This window comes from Gaoshiqia sediminis, from assembly GCF_025907915.1.
Lineage (GTDB): Bacteria > Bacteroidota > Bacteroidia > Bacteroidales > Prolixibacteraceae > Gaoshiqia > Gaoshiqia sediminis.
The window spans coordinates 1-25,862 of record NZ_JAPAAF010000026.1 but is presented as its reverse complement, the minus strand read 5'-3'; the positions used below and the strand labels follow the sequence as shown (position 1 = coordinate 25,862).

Sequence of the window (25,862 nt, the reverse complement as noted above, 5' to 3'; positions counted from 1 at the left end):
TTTTCGTTTTACTAAAATGTAAGATTAACCCCAACCGTTGTTTTACGAGAAATCGGATAAGCTCCCTTATCGACACCAAGAGAAGACGTTGCACCTGCCGATGATTCAGGATCGAAGCCAGGATAATCGGTAAATGTGAACCAGTCATCCAGAGAAAGATAAACTCTTAAATTTTTCATAGCTAATCTATTTACAATCCTTTGAGGAAGATTATAACCCAATTGAATTTGTTTAATTCGGAAATAAGAACCATCAAAAACAACATCATCACTTATCCAATATTTATCTACGCCATTACTATTGGGTCTTGGTTTACTAGCCGTTGTGTTTGTCGGGGTCCAACGCTCATCATAGTACAAAGTTAATCCGTTACTACGGGGACGGTCATTTCTAGTCATCGCCAGAAAGATGTCATTACCTTGAGATCCTGCCCCAAATAAGGTCAGATCAAGTCCTTTCCAACTCGCATTGAAAGTCAATCCATAGGTAAAATCAGGAATAGCACTACCAATCATTACTTTATCATTATCATTGATAATTCCATCTTTTTGATCTTTTACTCCATCATTGTCTGTATCAATGGTCAACTGGTCTTCATATATCGGATCACCTGTCTCATCATCAACATCAAGTAACTTATAGCCTCTCATATACCAAATCGGGTAACCTTCTTCGAAAACAGTAATGCCTTGATTGGTATGGAAATTGGCGCCAGATATTCTTGATATACTTGGATCTAAATAAGTTACCTCATTGTGTAGCGTAGAGATATTTGCACTTAATGAGTAGTTAAAATCCTTGATTTTATCCCTCCAACTCATTTCAAACTCCAATCCTTTATTCAAAACATTACCAGCATTGACTGTTACCGAACCAACACCTGTTTCATAAGGAGGGACAACATCTACGAGTAGATCACGTGTTTTTTTATTGAAATAATCGAATGCAAATACAAGACGGCTGTCAAATGCCAATAAGTCGAAGCCAAGATCAAGTTGTTCAGAGGTTTCCCATTTTAACTCCGGATTTTCAAGTTTATTGGGATAGGAACCGACCTGATACCTAATTTCTGGTCCATAAGGATAGACTCCAGGTGACGAGATGGTTGCAGCGTATCTATATCCTCCAAGCGGACCGATACTACCATTCTGCCCCCAACTTGCTCTGATTTTTAAATGATCAATGGGTGTAGATTTTGGGAAAAAATTCTCTTTTGAGATAACATAACCAAGAGATGCCGCAGGAAATGTCCCCCACCTATTGCCTTCTGGTAAAACAGAAAGGTCACTGGCATCCCTCCTTAAAGAAGTTTGAAATAAATATTTTTCTTTAAAGTTGTAACTTAAACGACCAAAGTACGAGAACTGTCTGCCAGTATTTGAGTAACCACCAGATACACCTTTGGTAGCACTTGGCGTCAGGTAATTCAGATCTCTGAATAAAGGATTATTTTTCGTTATCTCGTTTCCGCTACCAGTAACAGATGTTGAATAAGGTTCGGAATATGAAATCCCCGCCATTCCAGCAAATGTATGTTCTCCAATGCTCTTGCTATAATTGGCATAGTTTTCCCATTGATAGTACACACTATTCGAATTCGTGCGGCTAACATTGATTTTATCGTTATGAACAACGTTATTGGCATAAAATAAGTTGGAAAAGCTATAACTTCCGTTCGATGAAACTCTGTACCCCAGTTTCGAAGTAAAAGTCAGATCTTTAAGGGGATTTAGTTCGGCATAAATTGTTCCAATTAAATTAACCCCTTGCCCTTCTGAATCAACCCGATCTCTTATAATTAAAGGATTGATATGATCTGATTCAAAAAACTGCGATAACCCGTAATAATTCCCTGACTCATCAGTTAATAAAGTATTTCCTGAAGTAATCAGATTTCTCATGAACACAGGTAAATTATCTGGAGTATAAACCACTGGAGTTAAAGGATCCATTGCTAAAACAGCCCCAAGTAAACTTCCGTATTCATTACTCTCGGCTACTGACTTGCCTTTCCATCTTTCGAACATGTTATTTGTTCCAACTTTAAGCCAATCTTTGATCTTATAGTCGGCATTCAACATTCCTGAAACTTTTTGTAGATAGTCATCATTCCCTTTAACAATACCATCGTAATCGAGGTAAGAGAGTGACAAATTATAAGATCCACGCTCATTTCCACCCTCAAAAGCAAGATTATGCTTCTTCATCATTGAGGTCTCAAATGCTGCATCTGCCCAATCTGTATCAGTTTTTCCATCCCAAAGAGAATTAACTTGATCGGAAGTAATCAAATCGCCTTCAGTCATATAGTTAATATACTGACTGGCATCCATTAGTTTTGGAATATTTGCAAGTTCGTTTGTTACCATTTGGTAACTATAAGAAATACGACCTTCTCCTTTTTTCCCCTTTTTCGTAGTTATAAGGACAACTCCATTACCAGCTTCAGCTCCGTAGATCGCGGCTGATGATGCATCTTTTAGGACTTCGATCGATTCGATGTTATTGGGATCGATTAGTCCTATATCATTAGTTCTTAGCCCATCAACAATGAATAAAGGAGGAGTGGCCACATTTGAACTAAATCCACGAACTCGTATCGCCGGACTCGCTCCCGGAGCGCCGGAAGTTTGTATAATTTGAACTCCGGCAGTTTTACCTTGTAAAGCTTGTTCCGCACGGGTGATTGACCGGTTTTCCAAAGCCTCGTTTCCTACTTTTGAAATTGCCCCAGTCAAATTACTTTTTTTCATGGTTCCGTACCCAATAGCAACAACCTCTTCAATGCCAACAGTCTCTTCTTCCATGGTCACATTCACACTAGTTTTGTTTCCAACAACAAATTCCTGCGATTTCATGCCGATAAACGAAAACACCAAGGTGCCATTAGCGGGAATATCTGCAATCGTATAATTTCCATCAAAATCGGTGATTGTTCCGGTTGTCGTCCCTTTAACCAACACGGTTACTCCGGGAAGTGGTTGGTTCGATAAGTCAGTCACACGCCCGGAAACAGTTGGGGATTGTTGCTGTATTGTTTTCTTAGGCATTAAAACGATGTTCGAGCCCACCACGCCATATTCCACATTAGAATCACCGAACAGCTGATTGAGCACCTCGGCAACCGACTGATTTTCGGCATTGACATCTACCGGGCGGGTCAGGTCGATCTCATTTTTATCATACACGAACAGGTAATCGGTCTGATTTTCAATAGCCCTGATTACCTGAATAACAGAGGCGTTTTTCAGTGCAATATTCACTTTGGCAACCTGAGAATTAACATTGGTTGCAAAAAGTGACGATGCAAACACGATAATCAATAGACATGTTGTCCTCATTTTTCGTAGAAGTTGCTTGGTTAAGTCAAAGAATTCCTCTGACAAATAATTTTTCATACATTTGTTTTTAGGTTGTAAATACTTGAATTGTTTTAGTGAGCAGGTCAGGTATCGACCTTTAACCGGCAGGTGTTGCAAGCGCCTTCCGGTTTTCTTCTTTTTAGTTAAGTCATAAGCATTTTCATTTTCCTTGGTTCGGTTATTCGTTTATTCAATGGTGATTTTATTTCGTTTATCATCTATGGTGTACGAGAATTTGTTCTCCAATTGAAGCACTTTCAGGATGTGTTCCACTCCGTCTTTTGTTCTGAATTTTCCGGTGCAGTGGTAATTCAAAGCCCGACGGCTTTTAACTTCGATGGTCAGGTCAAAATAAAGCTCCAACTGATTAACCAATTCAGTGAAAGTGGCGTTATCAAAACTCAGAATGCCCTCCCTCCACACAAAATGGTCCATATTCCGGATTGGTGCAACAACTATTTTATCTTCCCTGAGAGATGCCTGTTCATCCGGCTTAAGCATGATTCCGCTGGAATTGCCTTGCTTCAATACTTCAACAGCACCTTCCAAAAGCGAAGTCTCAAAAACCTCAGTGCCAGCATAAGCCATCAGGTTGAACTTTGTACCCCAGACTTTAACATTGTACTCGCCTGCCGTTACGATAAATGGCTTCGATTTATCAGTAGTCACCTCAAAAAAGCCTTCCCCGTCGAGTTGTACTTCGCGGGTATCTCCCGAAAATTGGTTAGGGAAGGTCAAAGTCGTTTTTGCGTTTAGCCAGACTTTAGTACCATCACCCAAAGTGATTTCGGCACGCTGCCCGGCAGGAACATGCAAGGTTTGCATGGCGGTTTCCCCTTCCGACATCATATTTTCAGGCAAAAAGTAATGAGATACGAAGAACGCGACAACGAATATGGCCGCTATTTTCAGGGCTTCGATAACGTATCTATTTCCTCGCCTGATGGCTGCTTTTTCGTTGGATTTTTTCTGAGGGGCAATAGCAGCATCTGCTTGCCAGATCATGATGTCGTTTAATTTCCGAAGAGCGAGGTATTCCTTCATATTTTTAGGGTCAGCATCCAACCAAGTGATTACCGTCACCTTTTCCGCATCAGTGCAGTCCCCGTTGATGTATTTTAAAAGAAGCTCTTCCATGCTTGAAACGTTTAGTTTTCAGTAGAGGCATTTCCACATTTCCCCTAACTGACAAGAAAACGATTGAAGATGGAGTATCCCTAGTCGATTTTTAAACTTTTTTAATAATTCAGGAAAGAAAAGAATCCAACGAGTGGAAGGTAATCATTCAGAGCTACTCTTAACTCTCTTATTGATTGAGCAATATGATACTCAACCCCCTTCTGTGAAATCTCAAATAATTCTGCAATTTCTTTATGCGATTTATTCTCAAAACGACTCATCAGAAATATTTCCCGTGTCCTTTCAGGAAGTGTTTGGAGCGTAGCGTGAATAATATGCTGTATCTCTTTGGAAAAAATTTCATTTGGGTCGCTGGACTCAAGCGATGTCTTTCTGATTTCCAGCTCCCTGGTCAATGCTTTTCCGATTGTACCGTGAACATCCCGTTTAATGGTTTGATGTTTTAAATAGTCGAGCGAGCTGTTTTTTAAGATCGAAAATAAAAAAGGCCTGACCGGATCTACCGCTTCCCGTTTCATCCGTTCCCATAATTTAATAAGGGCATCAGAAACAATATCCTCGGCAGCCATATCGTCATGAACATACGATTTCACGTACAGGTACGACTTCCTGTAATAGGCAGTATAAATCTCATTAAAGCTATTGGCCTGATTGAGATACATTTCTTTTCCGTTTCGTTTTGGATCAGCAAATTTAGAAAAATTATCCACTTTACTTCTTTACGTAAAACTGTCCACTTCAGTTCAATTTACCCATGTAACTATTGGCATACCCTCCGGAAACAAAAAACACCTAAACCATTGGTTTAATAATACTTGAAACACGCCAATCCCGTGTTTGGTCATTTAATAACCGCCCGATCGACACGGGAGATTGCCCCGGCATGCTCTCCGTTCGGTCAAAAATGGCGCATGCAGGCAATGTCCCGTTGACAAAGCTTTCGTAACGGTATTCCCCCACTTCAGCCAACCGGTTTTTGGCCCGGAACAAACGCTTCCTTTCCTCCTGTCAAATCCAGATCTTCTGTATATCTTCTGCGTATCTTCTCTGTATATTCTATATTGAAAAATACATAAGAAACAGTGTAAAAACACAGAAACAAATCCGAATAAATGGAGTTGACCAGTCACTAATACAAAAGTGAATACCCGAATTCTACTGATTGAATATTCCAGCGCCCAAAAAAATGAACGCCAGGGCTTTTGCCACAAACAAATACCACCGGCAGGTTCCACCCTAACGATGTACTTCTTGGGCTCAGGCAAGCGAGGCAGGAAGATAGAACAGGCATTCCGGGATCCCTTTCCAGCGGCAGAACCCTCCGCGATCAAGCCGGACTCAGTATTTCCTGTCAGCCTGTCAGATAAAATGACAGCGCATTAAATGTCAAATTTCAAGACATTTAGACCGTTAATGAGTACAACCGTCGCAAAAAATAGATGTAAATTTGTCTTTCTTTCATCCGGTTTTCAAGCCCATATCCTTTGGCACAAAATTCGATAAGGAAGGGTGTCAATTTAAAAATATGTCTAACTAAAATAATTTGTAAAATGGCAGATTTAAAAGGTAAAATCCTTGCAGGTAAGATTCTTGTTCAACCGCAGGAAGCAGAAACTAAAACAGCAAGTGGAATCATTATTCCTGATTCGGCAAAAGAAAAACCACATGCAGGAAAAGTGGTTTTAGTTGGAGCTGCAAAAAAAGATGAGCCAATGGAAATCAACGTTGGCGATACTGTTTTCTATGGCAAGTATTCGGGTACCGAACTGAACATCGACGGTCACGATTATCTGCTGATGTCACAAACCGATGTGTTGTATATCGCATAAATTATTTGGTAACAATTTAAAAAGAGAATAAAAATGGCTAAAGAAATTAAATTCAATATCGAAGCTAGAGATCAATTGAAAAAAGGGGTTGACAAATTGGCTGATGCCGTAAAAGTAACCCTGGGACCGAAAGGCCGCAACGTGGTGATCGAAAAGAAATTCGGCGCACCTCAAATTACCAAGGACGGGGTAACCGTAGCCAAAGAAATTGAGTTGGCTGATGCTTACGAAAACATCGGCGCCCAAATGGTGAAAGAAGTAGCCAGCAAAACGGGTGACGATGCCGGTGACGGTACAACTACTGCCACTGTATTGGCCCAGTCAATCATCAACGTTGGCTTGAAAAACGTGACTGCCGGCGCCAACCCGATGGACCTGAAACGCGGTATTGACAAAGCTGTTGCCAAAGTGGTGGAAAGCATCAAAGCCCAATCGCAAAACATTGGCGACGACTTCAACAAAATTAAATCGGTAGCTAAAGTTTCGGCCAACGGCGACGAGTCCATTGGCGCCCTGATTGCCGAAGCCATGCAAAAAGTTCACACCGAAGGCGTTATCACCGTTGAAGAAGCCAAAGGAACTGAAACTTACGTTGACGTGGTGGAAGGTATGCAATTCGACCGTGGTTACATTTCTCCGTACTTCATCACCAACACCGAAAAAATGGCTGCTGAGCTGGATCATCCTTTCATCCTGATCCACGACAAAAAAATCAGCACCATGAAAGACCTGCTTCCGGTATTGGAACAAACTGCTCAAACCGGCCGTCCGTTGATGATTGTTGCCGAAGATGTTGACGGCGAAGCACTGGCTACCTTGGTGGTTAACCGTCTGCGTGGTTCGTTGAAAGTTTGCGCTGTGAAAGCCCCGGGCTTTGGCGACCGTCGCAAAGAAATGCTGGAAGACCTGGCTGTGTTGACCGGTGGTACCGTTATTACCGAAGAAAAAGGCATGAAACTGGAAGATACTTCGCTGGACATGCTGGGTGAAGCTGAGAAAATTACCGTTGACAAAGAAACTACTACGGTTGTTGCCGGCGCCGGCGACCAGGAAGCTATCAATGCACGCGTGGCCATGATCAAACGTCAGATTGAAGCGACAACTTCGGATTACGATCGTGAAAAACTGCAGGAACGTTTGGCTAAACTGGCCGGTGGTGTTGCTGTATTGTACGTTGGCGCTGCTTCGGAAGTGGAAATGAAAGAGAAAAAAGACCGTGTTGACGACGCTTTGCACGCTACCCGTGCGGCTGTTGCCGAAGGTATCGTTCCCGGCGGCGGTGTAGCCTACATCCGCGCTATTGATTCTCTGGAAGGCATGACAGGCGACAACGACGATGAAACAACAGGTATCGAAATCGTGAAACGCGCAATTGAAGAACCGCTTCGCCAGATTATTGCCAACGCCGGAAAAGAAGGCGCCGTGGTGGTACAGAAAGTAAAAGAAGGTTCAGGCGACTTCGGCTTCAACGCCCGCGTTGACGAATACCAAAACCTGCTGGAAACCGGAGTAATCGACCCGGCCAAAGTAACCCGCGTTGCCCTGGAAAATGCCGCTTCTATTGCCGGTATGTTCCTGACAACGGAGTGTGTTTTGGTTGAGGAAAAAGAAGAAAAAGGCGCTCCTGCTATGCCTCCAATGGGTGGTGGTATGGGCGGCATGATGTAATCGTCGGCCAAAGCCTGAAGAAGTATTCTTCAAAAAAATTCTATACAGTAAAAGCGGTGTAGCCTTGGGTTATGCCGCTTTTTTCTCTATAAGCCTCCTCATTTAAGCCGATTAAAGACCGTCTTTACTATTTCAAACGAACTAAATTCTCATAAAGAATCTCTTATCAGACGGATTTTACTCTTTCAATACGCATGTACCTCAAAAACGTCCAATGGCTGAGGCATTTCCAGTAGGGGCAGGATAAGTTAATATGGGCTTTCCACGTGGCTATGGCATTTCGGTCACGACGTATTGTGACCATACTTGGCTTTCCCGTTTTAGGGCGTTTCAGATTTTATCCGGCGTGTAAAGCCACGGTATGCCGTGGCCGGACGGATGGTGACAACCTTAAAAGAGCAGTTCAACATCTTCTAATAGAAAGAATGACATTTAATTCCTAAAAGCGATTTCCGTGTCAAGCCAACTTGACAAGCCTTCGTTTAATCTACTATTATTACTTTCTGTATGTGATTCTCGGGGATCATGTTTGTTTTCTTATCACATGTTGCTTACTTCTGCCCAAAAGGAAGGGTGTAATATACGCTGTAGGTAAAATCGAAATTGAAGCTGTTGGTAGCATTCCCATAGCCGGGCGTAAAATAAACCGGCGGCATTTCAAACTCCTTCTGGGCCAGCATCACTTTTCCCCGGATAGACCAGCCCATGAAGAAATTCTCAAAAATTTCGCCCTTCATGCCCAACACAAATTCAAGCCAGTGCGAATGGTAGTTCTGCGAAGGAAATGATCCGGTGGTTTGTTCCCAATAGTTTTCAAACGAATACGACGACACCCGCTGTTTGGCCAGACTAAAACCGTAGCGAAGCCCCACGTACAGCATATCTTTATCCAATTTGTGCTCGGCCGGCAGGAAGTTGTAATCGCAGCCCAATCGGGTGTATGAACCCGAACCGCTGTACGAAACGTAATCGTGGTTCATTTTAAACTTTTCCCAACCCGTTTCAACCACCGGAAAAAAATTGGGCAGCAGCTCCACATCAGCACTAAACTCGGTGCCGTAACGGCTGCCCTTGTTCCAAAAATCCTGAAACGGGCGGGTAACATCCATACCCAGACGGATGCCCTGCATACGGATAAACTTATCGGTCCGTTTGGGCATTTTCTTCAGTTCCTGCTCCTGTCCGAAGCTATTCTGTGTCAGCAGGCAGATTAGCAATATAAAGCCGAATATTTTCATGCCAGAATTGGTTTACGGTGCTGTCAACTACCATCAACGAGTCGATCCGGTTCCAGCTGTGCTTGATGCCGGTAATAAAATGTTCGGTAAAAAAGCCCGATTCCATCGATTCGTAACTCAGTTTGGTATCGTGGTAAATGGTCAGCGTGTCGGGGATGGAGTCGAAAAGGACGACAAACGAGGAGCTGTCGTACTTGGTCAGCGGAAGCCTGAATTGTTTTGTTTGCAGCTGATAAATCCAGATACTGTCGCGATCAACGCCCTGAACCGAAATGGCCGGAGATCCGGTTTGTTTGCCGTCGGAATAAGCAACGGCAACTTCAACCAGCGATTGGGGCGGGGTTTCGAACACTTCCTTGCAGGCGGCAAAAGCCATCAGCAGCAGCAACATGATTTTGATCTGTTTCATAAGCTTGATCATCCAGATCACTAATTTACACATATTCACAAGGAATCAAACCCCCGCAAAAAACTTTCTGCGCTTTCAGGTAAGCTGGCGCCCGAGCGGTTCGGGGTGAATGGTGGCCACCATGTCAAACTTCAGCAGGATCATCCTTTCGATTTGGGTACAGATGTGGTGTGCCTCGTGCAGGGGCATTTCGGGTGGCAATTTGATGTGGCAGCTCAGCTCGTTGTGGTGGCCATACTGGTGGAGGTGAAAGTGGTGGATATAAACTTCCCTGTTCAGCAAAAGGGCCACTTCTTCTTTAATTGTCAGTACCAACTCGGGAGCCACCTCTTCGCCCAGCAGCGATTTGATTTCTTTCGACAGGATCTCGTAACTGGCATAGGCAATCATCAGCGCCACGATAAAGGCCAGCACAGCATCGATCCACCAGAAATACCTGCCGATAAAAATACCGACCAAAATGATGATGGACGAAAGCGAGTCGGTGCGGTGGTGCCAGCCATCCGCTTTTAAGATGGATGAATTGGTTTTGCGAAAGCCCCAAAAGGCATATTGCGCCAAAGCTTCTTTCAGCACGATGGAAATAATGGTAACCACAATGGCCACGGTGCCAAAATTGCCCGGTTCGCGCAGTTGTAGTTTCTCCCAGGCGCTCAGCACAAAATCGAAAGCAACGATGGCCAGCAAAACGCCAATGATGATGGCGGCAATATGCTCGGCCCGACCATGACCAAATGGATGCTCCTCATCGGCCGGTTTACTGGATATTTTCCCGCCAATCAATACGATCACCGAAGAAATGGAATCGGTAAGCGTGTGCCAGGCATCGGCAATCAGGGCAATGGAGCCGGAAACGATCCCGGCCCAGTACTTCAGGCCAAACAGCAGGGTATTCACTACAATGGAAACCCACCCTTCCTGAATGATGTATTTTTGGTTGTTTGGCTTCATGCCGAAGATTTTCGGGGTAAAAATATAAAAATCGGGAGATAATACAGAAAAGAAACAGGTTCGGCGTGCGATAAAGCTATTTAATTACCCGATCAACTTCCGCTTTGTAATTCCGGCCGATTGGAATTTTGTGTTTCCCGATTTCAATCAGCCCGGGTAGCAAAGCAGTAATTTTTGACAGCGCAACCAAGTAGCCCCGGTGCACGCGCAGGAACTGAGGACGGGGGAGTTGGTCTTCCAGGTGACTGATCCGTTCCTTTACCGTAAATTTCTCCTTTTCAGTATAAACATGCAGGTAATCGCCAAAACTTTCGGCAAAGAGCATGTCGGACAATAATACCCTGTGCAGCTTTTTATCAACTTTCAAAAAGATGTGGTCCGGAATAGCCGGACTTGTTTCCGGTTGAATCATTCTCTGTGGTGAATCATTCATGCGCTGATAAAACCGGTTGATGGCTTTTGAAAAACGAACCAGCGAGATTGGTTTCAGCAGGTAATCCACAACATCCAGTTCAAAAGCTTCAATGGCATAGTCACGATAAGCCGTGGTGAAAATTACCTTTGGCTGCTGGTTCAGGTTTTTCAAAAACTCAACACCGGTGATTTGCGGCATTTGGATGTCCAAAAAAATCAGATCAATCTTTGTTTTTGACAACATTTCGATGGCCTCGATTGCATTACTGCATTCACCCGCCAGGTGCAGATTTTTGAATTCCGCCAGGTGGTTTTTAATTACCCGGATGGCAATGGGTTCATCGTCAACAATCAGACAGTTATATTTTAATTCGTCCATTGATTTTCCTTGTTTTGGTTTGAACCCTTATCGAGGATTAACTGCAAATCTATTTCAAAGATATCCGGTTGGGAAATAACCTGCAACCGGTGTTCCGGGTACAACAGCTCCAACCTCTTTTTGACATTTTTCAACCCGATACCCTTAGTGTAATCCTCTTCATTTTGCGTATCCGGGGTGCAGCGGTTCACCATGTTCAGCCGGAAGTTGTTTCCATCAATCCAAATCCGGATGCGAACAAAAGGATTGCTGATCGATTTGCTAACGCCGTGTTTAAAGGCGTTTTCAAAAAAGGCCAGTAGCAGCATAGGGGCTATTTCCAGTTGATCAACGCTTCCTTCTGTTTTAAAATCGACATGTAATTTCTCGCCATACCTAATGCGCTCAATTTCCATATAATTTTTCAGGTGTTCCAGTTCACTTTTTAAACTCACCCGCGGTTTGTTGCATTTGTAAAGCATATAATCCATCAGGTCGGAAAGTTTCAGTACCAGTTCGGGCGCAAGGTCGGATTTCTCAAGGGTCAATCCGTACAAGTTGTTCAGGGTGTTGAACAGGAAATGCGGATGGACCTGTGCCCGCAGCAGCTTCAGTTCCGATTCCCGAAGTTTCAGTTCTGTTTCCATCTGATGTTTTTCCAGGCGGGTATTTTCCTGTTTCATTTCAAATGCCCGCTTGATTTGTTCAATGGCAACAAAACCAATAATAATAAAATACAAGCCAACCAGCAGAAAGACCACGTCGAACGAGGTTGGATCAAGCCTGGAAACCTGAAAATCGCTGACAATAATAAAAACAAACAGGCTGATCATCACTTCGGACCACAGCGTAAAAACCAACGTGTAGAAAAGAAACAGCAAAAAACGCCAGTACTCCGCTTTATAAAGGTAGCGGGGGATCAGAAAATAGTTCAGAAAATAACTGGTGAAAATTGCCAGCGGAAAAAGCATGGACGCAAATATGATCGTGGTTTGATAATCGCGGTTGGCTCGTCCGAAAAAAAGAATAAAGAATAAGTAGGCAGCCAGCCAAAAGGCAAAGTGCTGACCGGCTTTCATTAAGTTTCTGCCGGAAGAGATCCCCTGATGTGCCATTCGAACTGAATTCATCTTGGTCAAGCTGTTAGACAGTTCAAATTACTGAAATTATCGTTTGACAGTGAAATTTTATCGATGAATTACATCAAAACGGGCAGTTTCGCCAATAAAGCCATTGGAAGCATGGCCCATGTCGAAATTGGTTGTATCCGATTAGATAGAAACAGTTTATCGACAAAAACTGCAAAAAAGACAAGCTTGCCGTAACCTTGTTACAGATTTTTAAACTTAAATTTATACGCGATGAAACTGATTGATTTATTTTATGAAGGCGGACCATTGTTTATGTCGATTATCACCATATGGGGAATTGGCATGCTGGTCTTTTCGGTACAGAAAATAATCCATTTTTTTGTGCAGCAAAAGTTTACCCAAAACAGCCTTGGTTTGATTTTGCTTTTTGGAAGTCTGGCCATTGTCACCGGGTTTCTCGGGCAGGCAATTGGCATGCTGATGGCCTTTGATGCAATCGAAGCAGCCGGGGATATTTCACCTGCTTTAATTGCCGGAGGGCTGAAAGTAAGCATGATCACTCCGCTTTACGGGACTATAATCTTTATTTTTTCACTGATTGTCTGGGGCGTATTGCGCGAAATATTGATCCGCAAAACGGAAGCATAGATTCAAAATTGGACAGATCCCCTGAATTCATTTCAGGGTCTGTCTATTATCCGGGGCTGAAGCCGGAATAAATCCGGGTTGACGCGATTCATGCGCTCACCGTCATTTCTAAGCTTCGTTACGAATTGATTTCCCGGTACCAATCCACGAAATCCTTCACGCCTTCGTCAAATGAATATTTCGGCTGATAACCGAAAAGCGCTTTTGCCTTTTCAATGTTGGCAAAGGTGATGTCCACATCGCCGGGCTGCATAGGCAGTTGTTTGATGTTGGCCTTTTTGCCGGTCGCTGCTTCGATGGCGCCAATCATGTCGGTCAGTCTTACCGGCTGGTTGTTGCCCAGGTTCACGGTTTCGTACACCTTTTCGTTTTCGAAAAGATAGTTAACGGCGCGGTAAATGCCGTCAACCGTATCTTCGTAATACGTGTAATCGCGCGAAGTACTTCCGTCGCCAAACATGGGGATTTCGGCGCCGTTCATAATCAGCTTGGTGAACTTGTGAATGGCCAGGTCGGGGCGCTGGCGGGGGCCGAAAACCGTAAAGAAACGCATGTTGATGATGTCCAGCCCGTGCAAGGCATGGTACGTATAATTGATCAGCTCGCAGGCTTTTTTGGTGAAGGCATACGGCGAAATCGGGTTGCTCACGTCCTGTTCTTCGTGAAAAGGCGTTTCTTTAGTATTTCCGTAAACCGACGACGAGGATGCAAAAGCCATTTTACGGATGCCTTTCTCTTTCATCACATCCAGGATGTTTTGCGTGGCCACAATGTTGGCACGGATGTAGCCCTGCGGATCTTCGATGGAGGGGCGCACACCAGCTTTCCCCGCCAAATGAACGACGACATCAATGGCCTTGTTTTTCAGGCTCTTTTGCAACAGGTCAACATCGGCCAGGTCAAGCTCGAGGAATTCAAAATTGGGGTGAGCGATGAAGCCCGACAAGTTGCGTTCTTTCACCGACCGGTCGTAAAACGGATCAAAGTTGTCGATCCCCAAAACCAAGTGGCCTTCTGCCAGCAGTTTTTCACATAAGTGAGAACCAATAAAACCGGCGCAACCGGTCACCAGGATGTTTGCCATCGTATTTTATTTGATTTTGCCCGAAACAAAGGCAATAAGTTTATCAAGTGCAGGAATTTCCAGTCGGCTGAAAAGGCTTTTCTGGTTGTAGTGCAGCAAAATATTCCGAAGATAAATGAACATGCCGAAACTATGTGCGGCAAGCAACACCAAATCGAAACGCAGAAGACCGTAAAGGAAGATCATGGCCGAGCCGCAAATGCTGATCACCCAGAAACCAACCGGCAACACCGATTCTTTTTTGTTCTCGGAATACAACCACTGGTAAAAGAAACGCGAGATAAATATCAACTGAGCCGCAATGCCCCAAATCAGCAAAGGCAGCGGGTTTTCTTCATTTTTAAAGAAGGTGGCCAGCGAATAAGAAGTGCCGAAGAAAAGGTAACCGAGAATAGCCACCGGCGCCAGCAGGACAATTCCTCGCGTAAACACAGACATGGGTTTCCAGTCATCTTTCAGCTGAATATTGCGGATGTAAATAAAATACACCAGGATTTGCCCGATCAGAATCGCAGCGTCATCTCGCAAAATGCCGTACACCAGCATTAATACCGAAGCCAGCAAACTGATCTTCCAAAACAAGGTGGGCGACAATACTTTTCCTTCGTGTTCCGATTTGAACCATTGCACAATGGTTCGCGCGAAAAAGAGGATCTGGGCGATAAAACCAATCGTATAAACAAGATAATGCTCCATGTAGAATTGTTTTCGGCATGACAAAGATAATGCAAATCTCGCGGTTGATCGTAAAATCAGGGCCAAATACCCCACTGTTAGCGAATTATTAAAGTTTTTTAACGGCCGGGCGGGCCTGCAAATGTTCCCAAAAATTAAATATCTTTGCGGCAATCCGAAAGCGGAGTAATTGACTTATAGTATATTGAAGACCGATCAGATGAACAGAATACGCAACTTTTGCATCATTGCACATATCGACCACGGAAAGAGTACCTTAGCCGACAGATTGCTGGAAATCACCAAAACGGTGAGCGAGCGCGACATGCACGAGCAAGTACTCGACAACATGGACCTGGAAAAGGAACGGGGCATTACCATCAAGAGCCACGCCATCCAGATGGATTACGAGCAGGAAGGCCAAAAATATGTGCTCAACCTGATTGATACGCCGGGACACGTGGACTTCTCGTACGAAGTATCACGCTCCATAGCAGCCTGCGAAGGCGCTTTGCTGATTATCGATTCAACGCAGGGGATTCAGGCCCAAACCATTTCCAACTTGTACCTGGCCTTGGAGCACGACCTGGAAATTATCCCGATCCTCAATAAAATGGATCTGCCCAATGCCATGCCCGAAGTGGTGGAAGACCAGATTATCGACCTGATTGGCTGCAAACGCTCCGACATCATCCGGGCCAGCGGCAAAACAGGCGAAGGTGTGGAAGAAATTTTGCGCCGCATCGTTGAAGTGATCCCCGCCCCCAAAGGCGAACCCGAAGCACCGCTGCAGGCCTTGATTTTCGACTCGGTTTTCAACTCGTTCCGCGGAGTGATTGCCTATTTTAAAATCTTAAACGGTACGATCAGAAAAGGCGATTTGGTTAAGTTTGTCAACACCAGGAAAGAATATAATGCCGACGAGATCGGTGTATTGCGTCTGGGATTGGAACCACGCGCCAGCCTGAGCGCCGGCGATGTGGGCTATATCATTTCCGGTATTAAAATGGCCAAAGAGGTAAAAGTGGGCGATACCATCACCCACAAAGCCAAGCCCTGCGACAAGGCCATTGAAGGTTTTGAAGAAGTAAAGCCCATGGTTTTTGCAGGGGTTTATCCCATTGATGCCGAGGATTACGAAGACCTTCGCGCTGCCATGGAAAAACTTCAACTCAACGATGCTTCGCTCACCTACGAACCGGAATCATCTGCCGCGTTGGGCTTTGGTTTCCGTTGCGGTTTCCTGGGCATGTTACACATGGAAATCATCCAGGAACGGCTCGACCGCGAGTTCGACATGAACGTAATCACCACCGTTCCCAACGTTTCGTACCTGGTAAAAACCACCGACGGCGAAACCATTCAGGTGTACAACCCCAGCGGGATGCCTGCAACCACCAAAATTGAAGAAATTGAAGAGCCGTTCATCCGGGCACAGATAATCACCAAATCCGACTTTATCGGGCAGGTAATGACCCTTTGCCTCGACAAACGCGGCGTGCTGAAAAAGCAGGACTACCTCACCGCCGAACGGGCCGAGCTGACCTTCGACATGCCGCTTGGCGAGATTGTTTTCGACTTTTACGACAAGCTGAAATCGATCTCAAAAGGTTATGCCTCGTTCGACTATCACATGATTGGCTACCAGCCGGCCAAACTGGTTCGTTTGGATATATTGCTGAACGGCGAGATGGTGGATGCCCTGTCATCGCTTATCCACTTCGACAATGCCTATAACCTGGGCCGCCGCATGTGCGAGAAGCTGAGAGAACTGATCCCGCGCCAGCAATTCGATATTGCCATCCAGGCCGCTATTGGCGCCAAAATCATCGCCCGAGAAACCATCAAGGCCGTGCGCAAAGATGTGACCGCCAAATGTTATGGTGGCGACATCACCCGAAAACGAAAACTGCTCGAGAAGCAGAAAAAAGGAAAAAAACGCATGAAGCAGGTAGGCAACGTGGAAGTTCCACAGAAGGCCTTCCTGGCTGTACTGAAACTTGATTAAAGAGACACTCAACATACATCACATTACAGGAAATCCGGTACCCGAAAGTGCCGGATTTTTTATTGAACAATTTTCCTGACTAAAAAATTAAGGCGAAGTTTTTTGAACCTTCCCTCATCCGGTAAAAGAAATTCTGCGGGAAATGTATTACCTTATTGCGTATTTTTGTAGCAGGCAATGCCGATCCTCTCTCCGGTTGATTCATTAAAATATGAGCTATGGAATTTAGTTTTTTAAAAGATATTCTCCTCATTTTTGCCTTATCTACCTTTGTGAACTTCCTGTTTACCAAGATAAAGGTACCCACCATCATCGGTTATTTGCTGACCGGAGTTATAACCGGTCCCTATTTCCTGGGGCTAATCAGCTCGCCTCACCAGATTGAGCTGATGGCCGAAATTGGCGTGGTGCTGCTGATGTTCACCATTGGCCTCGAATTTTCGGTGCAGCACTTGTTCAAAATACGAAAGATCGTCTTTGTTGGCGGGTTTATGCAGCTAATCCTCACCACAGGCATTACCATGCTTATTGCCCGCCTGTACGATCTGAGCTGGAACGGCGCTCTGTTTGTAGGCTTCCTCACAGCGCTGAGCAGTACGGCCGTGGTACTGAAACTGATGCAGGAGCGTTCGGAAATCACTTCCAACTTTGGGCGCACCGTGGTTGGTATCCTTATCTTTCAGGATGTCATCCTGATCCCGTTATTGTTGTTTACGCCCATGCTGGCTGGGCAGTCTGGCGGACAAGGCAACGAACTTTTATTGCTCACCGGCAAAACAATCATACTTGTGGGGTTGGTTTATGTGGGCAACCGCTGGCTGATGCCCAAAGTATTACGATGGATCGCCTACACCAAAAACCAGGAACTGTTTATGATGAGCATTTTCGTGATCTGCCTGTCGGTGGCCCTGCTCACTTCCGAGATGGGCATTTCGCTTGCCTTTGGCGCGTTCCTGGCGGGCTTGATGATCTCCGAATCGGAATACAGCCACAATGCTTTTGGACAACTCATTCCGTTTAAAGACACGTTTACCAGTTTTTTCTTCGTAAGTATCGGCATGTTGCTCGACCTGAGCTTTGTCGCGGCTCATCCCGTTCTGGTTTTTTCGACCGTGATGCTGGTCCTGTTTGTTAAAATGTTGCTGGCCGGGGGTACTGCTTTTGCCTTGGGGCATACCTTCCGCGGCACCATTATGGTAGGCTTTGCCCTCTGCCAGGTGGGTGAGTTTTCCTTCATCCTGGCCCAGTCGGGGATGAAGTATGAAATCATCCCGCCCTATTATTACCAGCTGTTCCTGGCCGTAGCTGTCATAAGCATGTCAGTTACACCGTTGCTGATCATGTCGTCGCGAACGGTGGCCAACGCCTTACTGAAACTTCCCCTGCCACCAGCATTGGTCAACGGCTTGTTTCCCCTGCCCCAAATCGAAATTCCGGAGTATAAAAACCATGTGGTATTTATCGGAAAAGACTCGCGCTCGCTCAACCTGTCGGTCATGGCCAAGTACCTGAAATTGCCCTACATTTCCATAATTTTCGACCCGTCCACTGTAAAAAAGATGCAGGAGCGAGGTGAAACTGTCATTTATGGCGATGCGACCAACGACCCCATCCTGGAAAAGGCCCACATCGACCTGGCAGATATTGCGGTCATCTCGGTTGGAAATTTAATTACGGCCATGTCAATTACCGAACGGGTGCGGCGAATGAACCCGGGGATCTTCATTATTGTCAGGACCAAGTACGTTTTTGATGTGGAAGAACTCTACCGCATTGGCGCCAACGAGGTCATTCCCGAAGAATTTGAAACTGCTATCGACTTATTTGAACGCGTACTTCAGAAAAGGTTGGTGCCTCAACGCGAAATCAACCTGGTGATCGCCAAGATACGGAACGACCATTACGGCATCTTCCGGGAAGGGACCGACGATTCGAGCCAGATATTTAAAGAGCTGCCCAATGTGGATATATCGGCCACAAAAATACAGGATGGATCATTTGTCATTGGTAAAACTCTGAAAGAAATTAAGTTCCGCAAAACCTTCGGCGTTACCCTGGTGGCTATTTTACGAAACGAGAAACTAATTGAACATCCCGAGGCTTCAATCTGCCTCGAAGCCGGCGATACGGTTTACATCATGGGGCGCAAAGAGCAGATTGCCCATGCACTGGAATTGTTCGGGTTGAGCGAGGAACCGGTGACCGTTTCCGGTTAGTATCCCGAGAAATTTTTAACCGTTCAATATAAAAACCGAATGCCATGCCAATCATGTTAAACACTATTTTGCGTGAGGCTGGATTAGATCCAAAAGATATCCGTTTAATCCGTCACAAAGATAATAGGGCAAAAAAAGGCCGATCACCTTACGAATTATGGAGGGATGATCGCCCAAAGTTCGAACTGTATCAATCCACCCAAAGTTTTGGAAACAGAAAAAAACTAACTGCCCCATTCTGGGCTGTTTTTGTTGTAAATCACGAAGAAAAAACCATGTTTACAGGTCTGTATTCAGTTAAATATCGTGGTCTTTTAGAGCAAGATCTACCTATGCCTCACGATGATGGAATTGAAAAAGCGGGAAGTTGTGATGTTTTTGACCTTACACTTCAAGACAAGCTGACGGATCTAATTGGACGGCTCTTTATTGACTGGGGACCAGGAGCGCTAGCATGGATCCAGTATGCTGAGCGTAATGAAAAAACCATAACTGAACTTCGCCATTCCTTTACAGAACCAGAATTTCCTGGCTTTATGAATTTCATTGAGCCGCTCTCTCAACTAAAAAAGTTACCGGCAAGCTGGATTTCAGTCCTTAAAAATTCACGCGGGATATATCTACTAACTTGCCCAAAAACAAAAGAACAATATGTGGGATCGGCAAGTGGTAAAGATGGATTTTGGGGCAGATGGCAGGATTATATCCAAACAGGTGACGGTGGTAATGTCGCGCTGAAAAACAGAGACACAAGCGATTATCAGGTTTCCATTTTGGAAGTGGCTGGAACATCAGCAAACATTGAAGAAATCCTAGGCATGGAATACAGATGGAAGAAAAAATTGCAAAGTAGAGAAATGGGTCTAAACCGAAACTAAAAAAACAAAAATGATTCCCGGGAATCACCAACAGGAATGAAAGTGGGTTAAAAGAAGACTTGTCAAGTTGAATTGATCGTTGGTGGAACGGACCGGCCTATTTTTATCAAAGCCGGAATCAAACTAAAAGCTTAGTGCAAACGGGAAGTTCCGACGTAAGGAGGAAATCACCCGTTGAACTTAGCTTTTAGGAAGATGTAGGTTGCAGATAAAAATCAGCCTTGAATTTTCTGTTTACTCTTTGTTTCAAGACAAAGAGTAAAATCCGTCTGATAAGACATTACTTGTGAGAATAGAGTTAGGGCAATACAGCAAAAACCGCCTTTGATAGGTTATAAATGAAGAAACTTTCAGAAAAAAAGAGGGAAACTCATCTCCCCCTTCTAAACCAAAATATTTTACTTCGGTTAATTCATTTTTAACGCTGACTGAAACAGGCTTGCCACATCTTCCCAGGCCACCAGCTTAAAATTTTGCGGCTCGTCTTTCCCCTTTTTATCTTTATTGAAACCGTCCTGCACCACCAACAGCCCATGCTGAAAGTCATCGTTCAAGGGGAAACTGCAGATTTCAAGCCCGTCGGTTTCTTCTGCACCATCCACCACCCCACCATCAATACGGAAACTGCCCAAATAAACGTGCGGTGACTGGCGGTTGAAAACCGCATACGAATAGTTCCCCTGGCTGGATGCCACCAAATAACCTTCGCCCTCGGGCAAATAATAAAGCGCCAATCCTTCCAGATCGTAACGGATGTTTTCATTCTCTTCCTCGGTGGACATCGCCAGCTTTGTGCCATCTGTGCTACCATCGGGTTCCGCATCGAACTTCCAAATCCCGGCCACTTCTTCACCAATAAACAGGGTTTGGTTTTCGTCGTCGGCCACCATGCCTTCTACCTGCGTACCCAGCGAAAAGGTACGCACCCGACTGCCTTCCATTTTTCCGTCAACGGCCAGCAATTCCCACTGTTCCACTTCGCCGGCCTTGCTATTCACAAAAGCATAATATTTGCCACTCACCGGACTCTGGTACATGCAAAAGCCATACACTTCGTCCTGCATAGCCGACTGCATTGGATCGCCGGCAATATTTTCCAGCGATCCGTCTTGGTTGATCTTATATACCGAAATACTTTGACTGGAGCGGTTGCTGGCGCAAACGAGATCGACGGTATCATTGCCAAGCACAAAACCGTAACGCAGATCCACATTGTTCATATTTCCGTCGGGATAGTAAAAAAGTTGCTCACCTTCCAGGTTGTAAATAGCCAGCCCTCCTTTTTTGTCGGTACCGATAATTTTACTGTCGTCCGGGTTCTGCCAGTTAACCCAAATAACCGGATCGTCGGCAGCATCTTCATCTGTGGCTTGCGACATCGGATCGGTTTCGAACCGGGCAGTAGTAAAGCGTTTAATTTTTTCGGATGCCTTTTTCGAGCCTTCACTGCCGCGCTGGCAAGCGGCATAGCCAATCATAGTCAATAAAAAGATGGCTATGTATAAATCTCGCTTTTTCATGCTAATAAGTTTTAAAGGATTATCCTTCGGATTCCTAATTAAATCCGAAGATACTATTAATTGAAAGAATCCCTGCCCGGAGGCAGGGATTCATCAGACGGCTACAGATCAAACTTCAGCCCGAAATTAATTTTTGCATTGTAATATTCAGCCTGCATAGTGTATTTCGATTCACCCTGATAATAGCGCAAGGGGGTGTTCAGTAAGTTGTTGACTTCGGCAAACACACGAAGTTTGTTACTGAAGGCATAGCTGGTGTTAAAGTCCATGTAAGTTACCTTGTCGTAATAACGATCTTCGAATGCTTCACCACCCACTTCATCTATAAAATCGCTGGCATAATTGAATGAAAGCCGGGCGGAAAGCTTTTTGCCTTCGTAATACAAGGAGGCGTTGAAATTATTCTCAGGGGTTCCCGGCAGCGACAATTCTTCGTTTTCGCGATCTTCAATTTTAAAGTCGCTCACCTCAGATTTAGTGTAAGTATAGTTGGCGTAGATGCCAAACTGACGCAGGAAACCGGGCAGAAAATCAAGCTGACGCTGAAAGGCAACCTCAAAACCATACAAGGTTGCGTTTCCGGCATTGATGGGTTGTGAGAATTCGTCCCAGGTATTGTTCATAAACGAGTAATCGTCTTTGACTTCTTCCACAATAAAATCGTTGATATCCTTATAGAAAACACCACCAGAAATCAACCCCACCGATTTGAAATAATGTTCCAGCATCAGGTCGAAATTCATTGAGGTTGTTGGTTCCAGGCCGGGATTTCCAATGGTAAGCTCATTGTCCTCGCGATTGGTTTCCACGTGGGGAACCAGATCATAATAGCGCGGCCGGGCAATGGTATTGGTCCAACCTGCTTTGAGTTGGGTATTGTTACTGAGGGCATATTTCAAGAGTAAAGAGGGAAGCACATTGGTATAGCCGCTTTCCTGTGTTTGGGTTTTATTCAGGCTTTCAAAATCGCCGTCTTCATCCAGTACAATCTCATAACCAGAATATTCCAGCTTGGTATCTTCAATACGCAAACCAGCCAGAACATCCAACTTACCGATTTTTTGGTCGAAACGAATATAGCCTGCCAAAACATCTTCTTTGGCATCGAAGTTACCCGCCAATTCTTCCGGGTCTTGTTCTTTCTCAAAGTTTGCAACATTTTCAAGATCGAGATTGCCTAAAAATTCCTTTTTGACAAACGTTCCTGCTACATAATCGCCAGCCAGAAAATTATCTTTTGTCTGCACCTTGGTCTGACTGAAAGCATCGCTATTAAAGGCAGTTTCGTCCTCCGGCGAGTATTCGTAGAAATCGTTTTCGCGGTTTTTACTCTTGCTTTTATATTTAGCGCCAACCCGCAATATACTATTTGCTCCTTGCGGTGAAAGTGGAAGTTTGAAATCAACTCCAACTACTTTGTCAATATCTTCGGTGTATTGGTATTGTTCGGTCAACTCGTCAAGCTCCCAGTTGCCATTAAAATCAACCGCATCCGGCTCAGTAACGATGAGATGTGGTTTTTCGGTGTCACTCAGATCCTGGTTGATGGTCACATCTTCGTACACATATTGCAAATAACGCTCGTTTGGCCTCTCTTCGCTGGCTTTGGCATAGGCCCCTTTCCATTTGATCCCCAACATACCCAGCTGGTGCTCACCTTTCAGCGATACATGAAATGTGCGTTGGTCTTCCAGGCGGGCATCTTTATCTTTGCCGGCTTTTAACTGCCGTTCAATGGTCGATTCTCCCGGTTCGTCCAAATCGGCATATACCACCCGGTATCTGTTTTCCCAGTCGTTCCGGTGATTATACATCACTTTTGCATCAATTTTATGGGAAGGATTGAAGGCATAGTCAAAAGCTGCCGAGTAACTTTGGCGCAGGCGTTGCACATGATACGTACGAACCTGAAATTCTTTCATGATCATACCATTGTCGGCCTCATCCCATTCGGCCTCAATATTATCCGATCCCAATTGATGGTTCTGATACGATCCGGCAAGGGTCATGCCCAGCTTATTATTCAAAAAACGGTCGGCATACAGGAGTGATATATTCTCCGTTGGTTTTTCACTCAACAGATTATAAGTAGTTCCAACAGTGCCAGACAAGCGTTGTCTGTAGGGATTCGACCTGGTAACCAGGTTTACAGATCCCCCAATAGCATCGGCATCCATATCGGCGGTAACCACCTTATTAACCTCCATGCTTTGAATCATATCGGCCGGCACCAGATCGAGCTGTACCGCTCTGATCTCGGCCTCGGCCGAAGGGATACGGTCGCCATCGATTGTGACTGAGTTATACTCGGGCGAAGTACCGCGAATGTGGCCAAAACGAGCCTCACCCTGGTCGTATTGTACATTGATGCCGGGAATTCGTTTCAGTGCATCACCAATGTTGGCATCGGGGAAGCGCCCAACCTGATCGGAGGAGATGATATTCGTAATATTTACGGTGTTTTTCTGCTGGTTCAAAGCTTTCGACTGCCCTTGCAGACCGCCGGTTACAACAACTTCATTCAGCTCAATCCCCGCCTCCATGCGGAAATCGGCAATGGTAGTTTCGCCTGCTGCAACCCTTACTTGCTGCGATTGTGCTTTAAAGCCGATATAAGTAACCGTGAGCTCATAGTGTCCCGGTTCAATTTTTACCAAGCGGTAATATCCGTTCACATCGGACACGGTTGCTTCGTTCAAACTTTTAATCAATACGGTAGCACCGGGTAATGGTAAATTTTGCTCATCAATGATGCGTCCTGCGATGATGCCTTTATTACTTTTTGAATCGTCAGCAGGATCCACATCCGCATGTAAGAAATTATGAAAGAAGATGATACTTAAGATCGTCAATAAAAATTTTGTTGTTTTCATTTTTAGAGATTTGGTTCTGATTTTTGATTAGGCAAATGTAGAACCAGCGCTCCACGATTATATTAAACGGCCATTAATGAATAGTTAATCCATCAAGAGAAAAGGAATCACACAACAAACAGAAATACTGACAATTACGAATAAAAGAATGGTTTAACCAAATATGATCTTGCGGGAGTGAAATATTATCACATCGTTAATACGATACAACTAAGCGCTATCTGTCAATTCGTTAGAAAGCTATCGGATTTGAGATTTGTGATCAACTGAACCTTAATTTTTTGTTTCAGAATGATTACACCATGCTTTTTTTGAATCCAGGCCTGCCAAAAAAAGAAGTGATAAAAGTAAAAAAAGCAGAAGTTTAACTAAACTCCTGCTTTTATCACTTTCTCTTTAACCAATTGGATTGAGTCTGGCGGTGCCGCTTTCGTTTCCGAACTCATGCGTGGGGTGGCCAGCTCTACGGGACTTGCTTGTGTCTTTTCGGTTTTTCGGTTGAAGGCCGCAAAAACAACCAGACAAGCCAGTAAGCCCAACATGTAATAATCCCTTTTCTTCATCTCAGTCTTCAACTTTTGGGTTCTAACTTCATCTGCTTATTAAAAAGCGGGGCAAAAGTAAAAAATACCCTTAAACGAAATTCCCACGAATCACCATTGTTCGATTTCTTAATACTTTGGTAATATTATACCGGCAGCCTTTATTGAATTGTTTTTCCTTGTTATTTTGCGAAGAAATCCGGAAAACAAATGGGCCGCAATCATTTTTTTCAGTTTAAGCAGTTCCGCATAGTACAGGAAAAAGCCGCCATGAAGGTAGGCATCGACGGAGTAATGCTGGGTGCCTGGGCCCGGCTTGAAAAGGCCTCGCGGGTGCTCGACATTGGCGCCGGTACCGGATTGCTGGCGCTGATGGCAGCCCAACGCTCGGATGCAATTGTTGATGCCGTGGAACTGGAACGGGAAGCGGCCGATGATGCCCGGCACAACTTTGAAGCCTCACCCTGGAACAACAGACTCCATCTGTTTACCGCAGCTTTCCAGGATTTTGAAACTGAGCAGAAATACGACCACATCTTGTCGAACCCGCCGTTTTTCGAGAACTCGCCCAAATCGTCCGACCACAAACGTGCCAGGGCCCGGCATTCGGATAGTTTAAGTCTGGAAGAATTGCTCGGCAAATCAGCCGGTTTATTGACCGAACAAGGTCGGATCAGCTTAATCCTGCCTGCTGAAAAAGAAGAGAAGCTGCGGTCTTTGGCACGCCAAAATGGTCTTTTTGTGAACCGCCTCAGCCGGGTGTCGCCCGACGAAACACGTCCTCCACACCGGATTCTGGCCGAAATGTCCTTCTCCCCCATGCTGGAAGAAAGCCCGGAAATATTCATCCGCGAATCAGCAACGGGCAACTACACGATCCAATATCGTGAGTTGACCAAAGATTTTTACCTTGCCTTTTGAGATTATATGAGCAACAAAAACGGGGCAATGGTTTTTT

General features: G+C 44.8%; 20 protein-coding genes. 7 read left to right on the top strand and 13 right to left on the bottom strand.

All coding sequences use genetic code 11. From position 1 onward, the window contains the following. Positions 1-11: 11 nt before the first annotated feature. The 3 genes from N2K84_RS14595 to N2K84_RS14585 all read right to left on the bottom strand — a co-directional run bounded on the left by N2K84_RS14595 (position 12) and on the right by N2K84_RS14585 (position 5,164). Positions 12-3,398 (bottom strand): TonB-dependent receptor, encoded by a 3,387-nt coding sequence (locus N2K84_RS14595; protein ID WP_282592561.1) that lies wholly within the window; start codon positions 3,396-3,398, stop codon positions 12-14. 150 nt (positions 3,399-3,548) lie between these two features. Beyond that, positions 3,549-4,499 (bottom strand): FecR family protein, encoded by a 951-nt coding sequence (locus N2K84_RS14590; protein WP_282592560.1) that lies wholly within the window; start codon positions 4,497-4,499, stop codon positions 3,549-3,551. Between the two features lie 101 nt (positions 4,500-4,600). Beyond that, positions 4,601-5,164 (bottom strand): RNA polymerase sigma-70 factor, encoded by a 564-nt coding sequence (locus tag N2K84_RS14585; RefSeq protein WP_282592559.1) that lies wholly within the window; start codon positions 5,162-5,164, stop codon positions 4,601-4,603. 888 nt (positions 5,165-6,052) lie between these two features. Between N2K84_RS14585 and N2K84_RS14580 the strand changes: the two genes are divergently transcribed. Then, the gene (locus tag N2K84_RS14580; protein ID WP_282592558.1) at positions 6,053-6,331 is read left to right on the top strand and encodes a co-chaperone GroES; all 279 of its coding nucleotides are present in this window, start codon (positions 6,053-6,055) and stop codon (positions 6,329-6,331) included. A 33-nt stretch (positions 6,332-6,364) separates the two neighbouring features. Next, the gene (gene groL / locus N2K84_RS14575; RefSeq protein WP_282592557.1) at positions 6,365-7,999 is read left to right on the top strand and encodes a chaperonin GroEL; all 1,635 of its coding nucleotides are present in this window, start codon (positions 6,365-6,367) and stop codon (positions 7,997-7,999) included. 551 nt (positions 8,000-8,550) lie between these two features. Here groL and N2K84_RS14570 read toward each other — a convergent pair. The 5 genes from N2K84_RS14570 to N2K84_RS14550 all read right to left on the bottom strand — a co-directional run bounded on the left by N2K84_RS14570 (position 8,551) and on the right by N2K84_RS14550 (position 12,499). Continuing rightward, positions 8,551-9,237 carry a DUF6048 family protein gene (locus N2K84_RS14570; RefSeq protein WP_282592556.1) on the bottom strand — a complete coding sequence of 229 codons (687 nt, stop codon included), beginning with the start codon at positions 9,235-9,237 and terminating at the stop codon, positions 8,551-8,553. Then, positions 9,188-9,646 (bottom strand): DUF6452 family protein, encoded by a 459-nt coding sequence (locus N2K84_RS14565; RefSeq protein WP_282592555.1) that lies wholly within the window; start codon positions 9,644-9,646, stop codon positions 9,188-9,190. The genes N2K84_RS14570 and N2K84_RS14565 overlap by 50 nt, the downstream gene beginning before the upstream one ends. Positions 9,647-9,721: 75 nt before the next feature. Further along, a complete protein-coding gene (locus N2K84_RS14560) occupies positions 9,722-10,597 on the bottom strand; it encodes a cation diffusion facilitator family transporter (RefSeq protein WP_282592554.1) in 876 nt (291 codons plus the stop codon). 76 nt (positions 10,598-10,673) lie between these two features. Next, entirely contained in the window at positions 10,674-11,390 is a 717-nt protein-coding gene (locus tag N2K84_RS14555; RefSeq protein WP_282592553.1) for a LytR/AlgR family response regulator transcription factor, read from the bottom strand. Further along, a complete protein-coding gene (locus N2K84_RS14550; RefSeq protein WP_282592552.1) occupies positions 11,378-12,499 on the bottom strand; it encodes a sensor histidine kinase in 1,122 nt (373 codons plus the stop codon). Before N2K84_RS14550 ends, N2K84_RS14555 begins: the two co-directional genes overlap by 13 nt. Before the next feature lie 231 nt (positions 12,500-12,730). Between N2K84_RS14550 and N2K84_RS14545 the strand changes: the two genes are divergently transcribed. Further along, positions 12,731-13,108, top strand: coding sequence for a MotA/TolQ/ExbB proton channel family protein (locus N2K84_RS14545; protein ID WP_282592551.1), 378 nt, complete (start codon positions 12,731-12,733; stop codon positions 13,106-13,108). A 118-nt stretch (positions 13,109-13,226) separates the two neighbouring features. Here the strand turns inward: N2K84_RS14545 and N2K84_RS14540 are convergent, their stop codons facing one another. Next, positions 13,227-14,192, bottom strand: coding sequence for a GDP-mannose 4,6-dehydratase (locus tag N2K84_RS14540; RefSeq protein WP_282592550.1), 966 nt, complete (start codon positions 14,190-14,192; stop codon positions 13,227-13,229). Positions 14,193-14,198: 6 nt separating this feature from the next. Further along, on the bottom strand, positions 14,199-14,888 hold the full coding sequence (locus N2K84_RS14535; protein WP_282592549.1) for a lipid-A-disaccharide synthase N-terminal domain-containing protein: 690 nt from the start codon (positions 14,886-14,888) through the stop codon (positions 14,199-14,201). A gap of 199 nt (positions 14,889-15,087) precedes the next feature. Here N2K84_RS14535 and lepA point away from each other — a divergent pair, with 199 nt between their 5' ends. The 3 genes from lepA to N2K84_RS14520 all read left to right on the top strand — a co-directional run bounded on the left by lepA (position 15,088) and on the right by N2K84_RS14520 (position 19,969). Next, a complete protein-coding gene (lepA, locus tag N2K84_RS14530; protein WP_282592548.1) occupies positions 15,088-16,875 on the top strand; it encodes a translation elongation factor 4 in 1,788 nt (595 codons plus the stop codon). A gap of 218 nt (positions 16,876-17,093) precedes the next feature. Next, on the top strand, positions 17,094-19,091 hold the full coding sequence (locus N2K84_RS14525; protein ID WP_282592547.1) for a monovalent cation:proton antiporter family protein: 1,998 nt from the start codon (positions 17,094-17,096) through the stop codon (positions 19,089-19,091). Between the two features lie 44 nt (positions 19,092-19,135). Beyond that, positions 19,136-19,969: a GIY-YIG nuclease family protein gene (locus N2K84_RS14520; protein WP_282592546.1), complete on the top strand. Its 834-nt coding sequence runs from the start codon at positions 19,136-19,138 to the stop codon at positions 19,967-19,969. Positions 19,970-20,376: 407 nt separating this feature from the next. Here N2K84_RS14520 and N2K84_RS14515 read toward each other — a convergent pair whose 3' ends face one another. The 3 genes from N2K84_RS14515 to N2K84_RS14505 all read right to left on the bottom strand — a co-directional run bounded on the left by N2K84_RS14515 (position 20,377) and on the right by N2K84_RS14505 (position 24,925). Next, positions 20,377-21,489, bottom strand: a complete 1,113-nt coding sequence (locus tag N2K84_RS14515; RefSeq protein ID WP_282592545.1) for a phytase — start codon at positions 21,487-21,489, stop codon at positions 20,377-20,379. Positions 21,490-21,590: 101 nt separating this feature from the next. Next, positions 21,591-24,362 (bottom strand): TonB-dependent receptor, encoded by a 2,772-nt coding sequence (locus N2K84_RS14510; RefSeq protein ID WP_282592544.1) that lies wholly within the window; start codon positions 24,360-24,362, stop codon positions 21,591-21,593. 368 nt (positions 24,363-24,730) lie between these two features. Then, on the bottom strand, positions 24,731-24,925 hold the full coding sequence (locus tag N2K84_RS14505) for a hypothetical protein (RefSeq protein ID WP_282592543.1): 195 nt from the start codon (positions 24,923-24,925) through the stop codon (positions 24,731-24,733). Between the two features lie 189 nt (positions 24,926-25,114). On the opposite strand from N2K84_RS14505, the gene N2K84_RS14500 reads away from it, so the two are divergent. After that, a complete protein-coding gene (locus N2K84_RS14500) occupies positions 25,115-25,825 on the top strand; it encodes a tRNA1(Val) (adenine(37)-N6)-methyltransferase (protein ID WP_282592542.1) in 711 nt (236 codons plus the stop codon). The last annotated feature ends 37 nt before the right edge of the window (positions 25,826-25,862 follow it).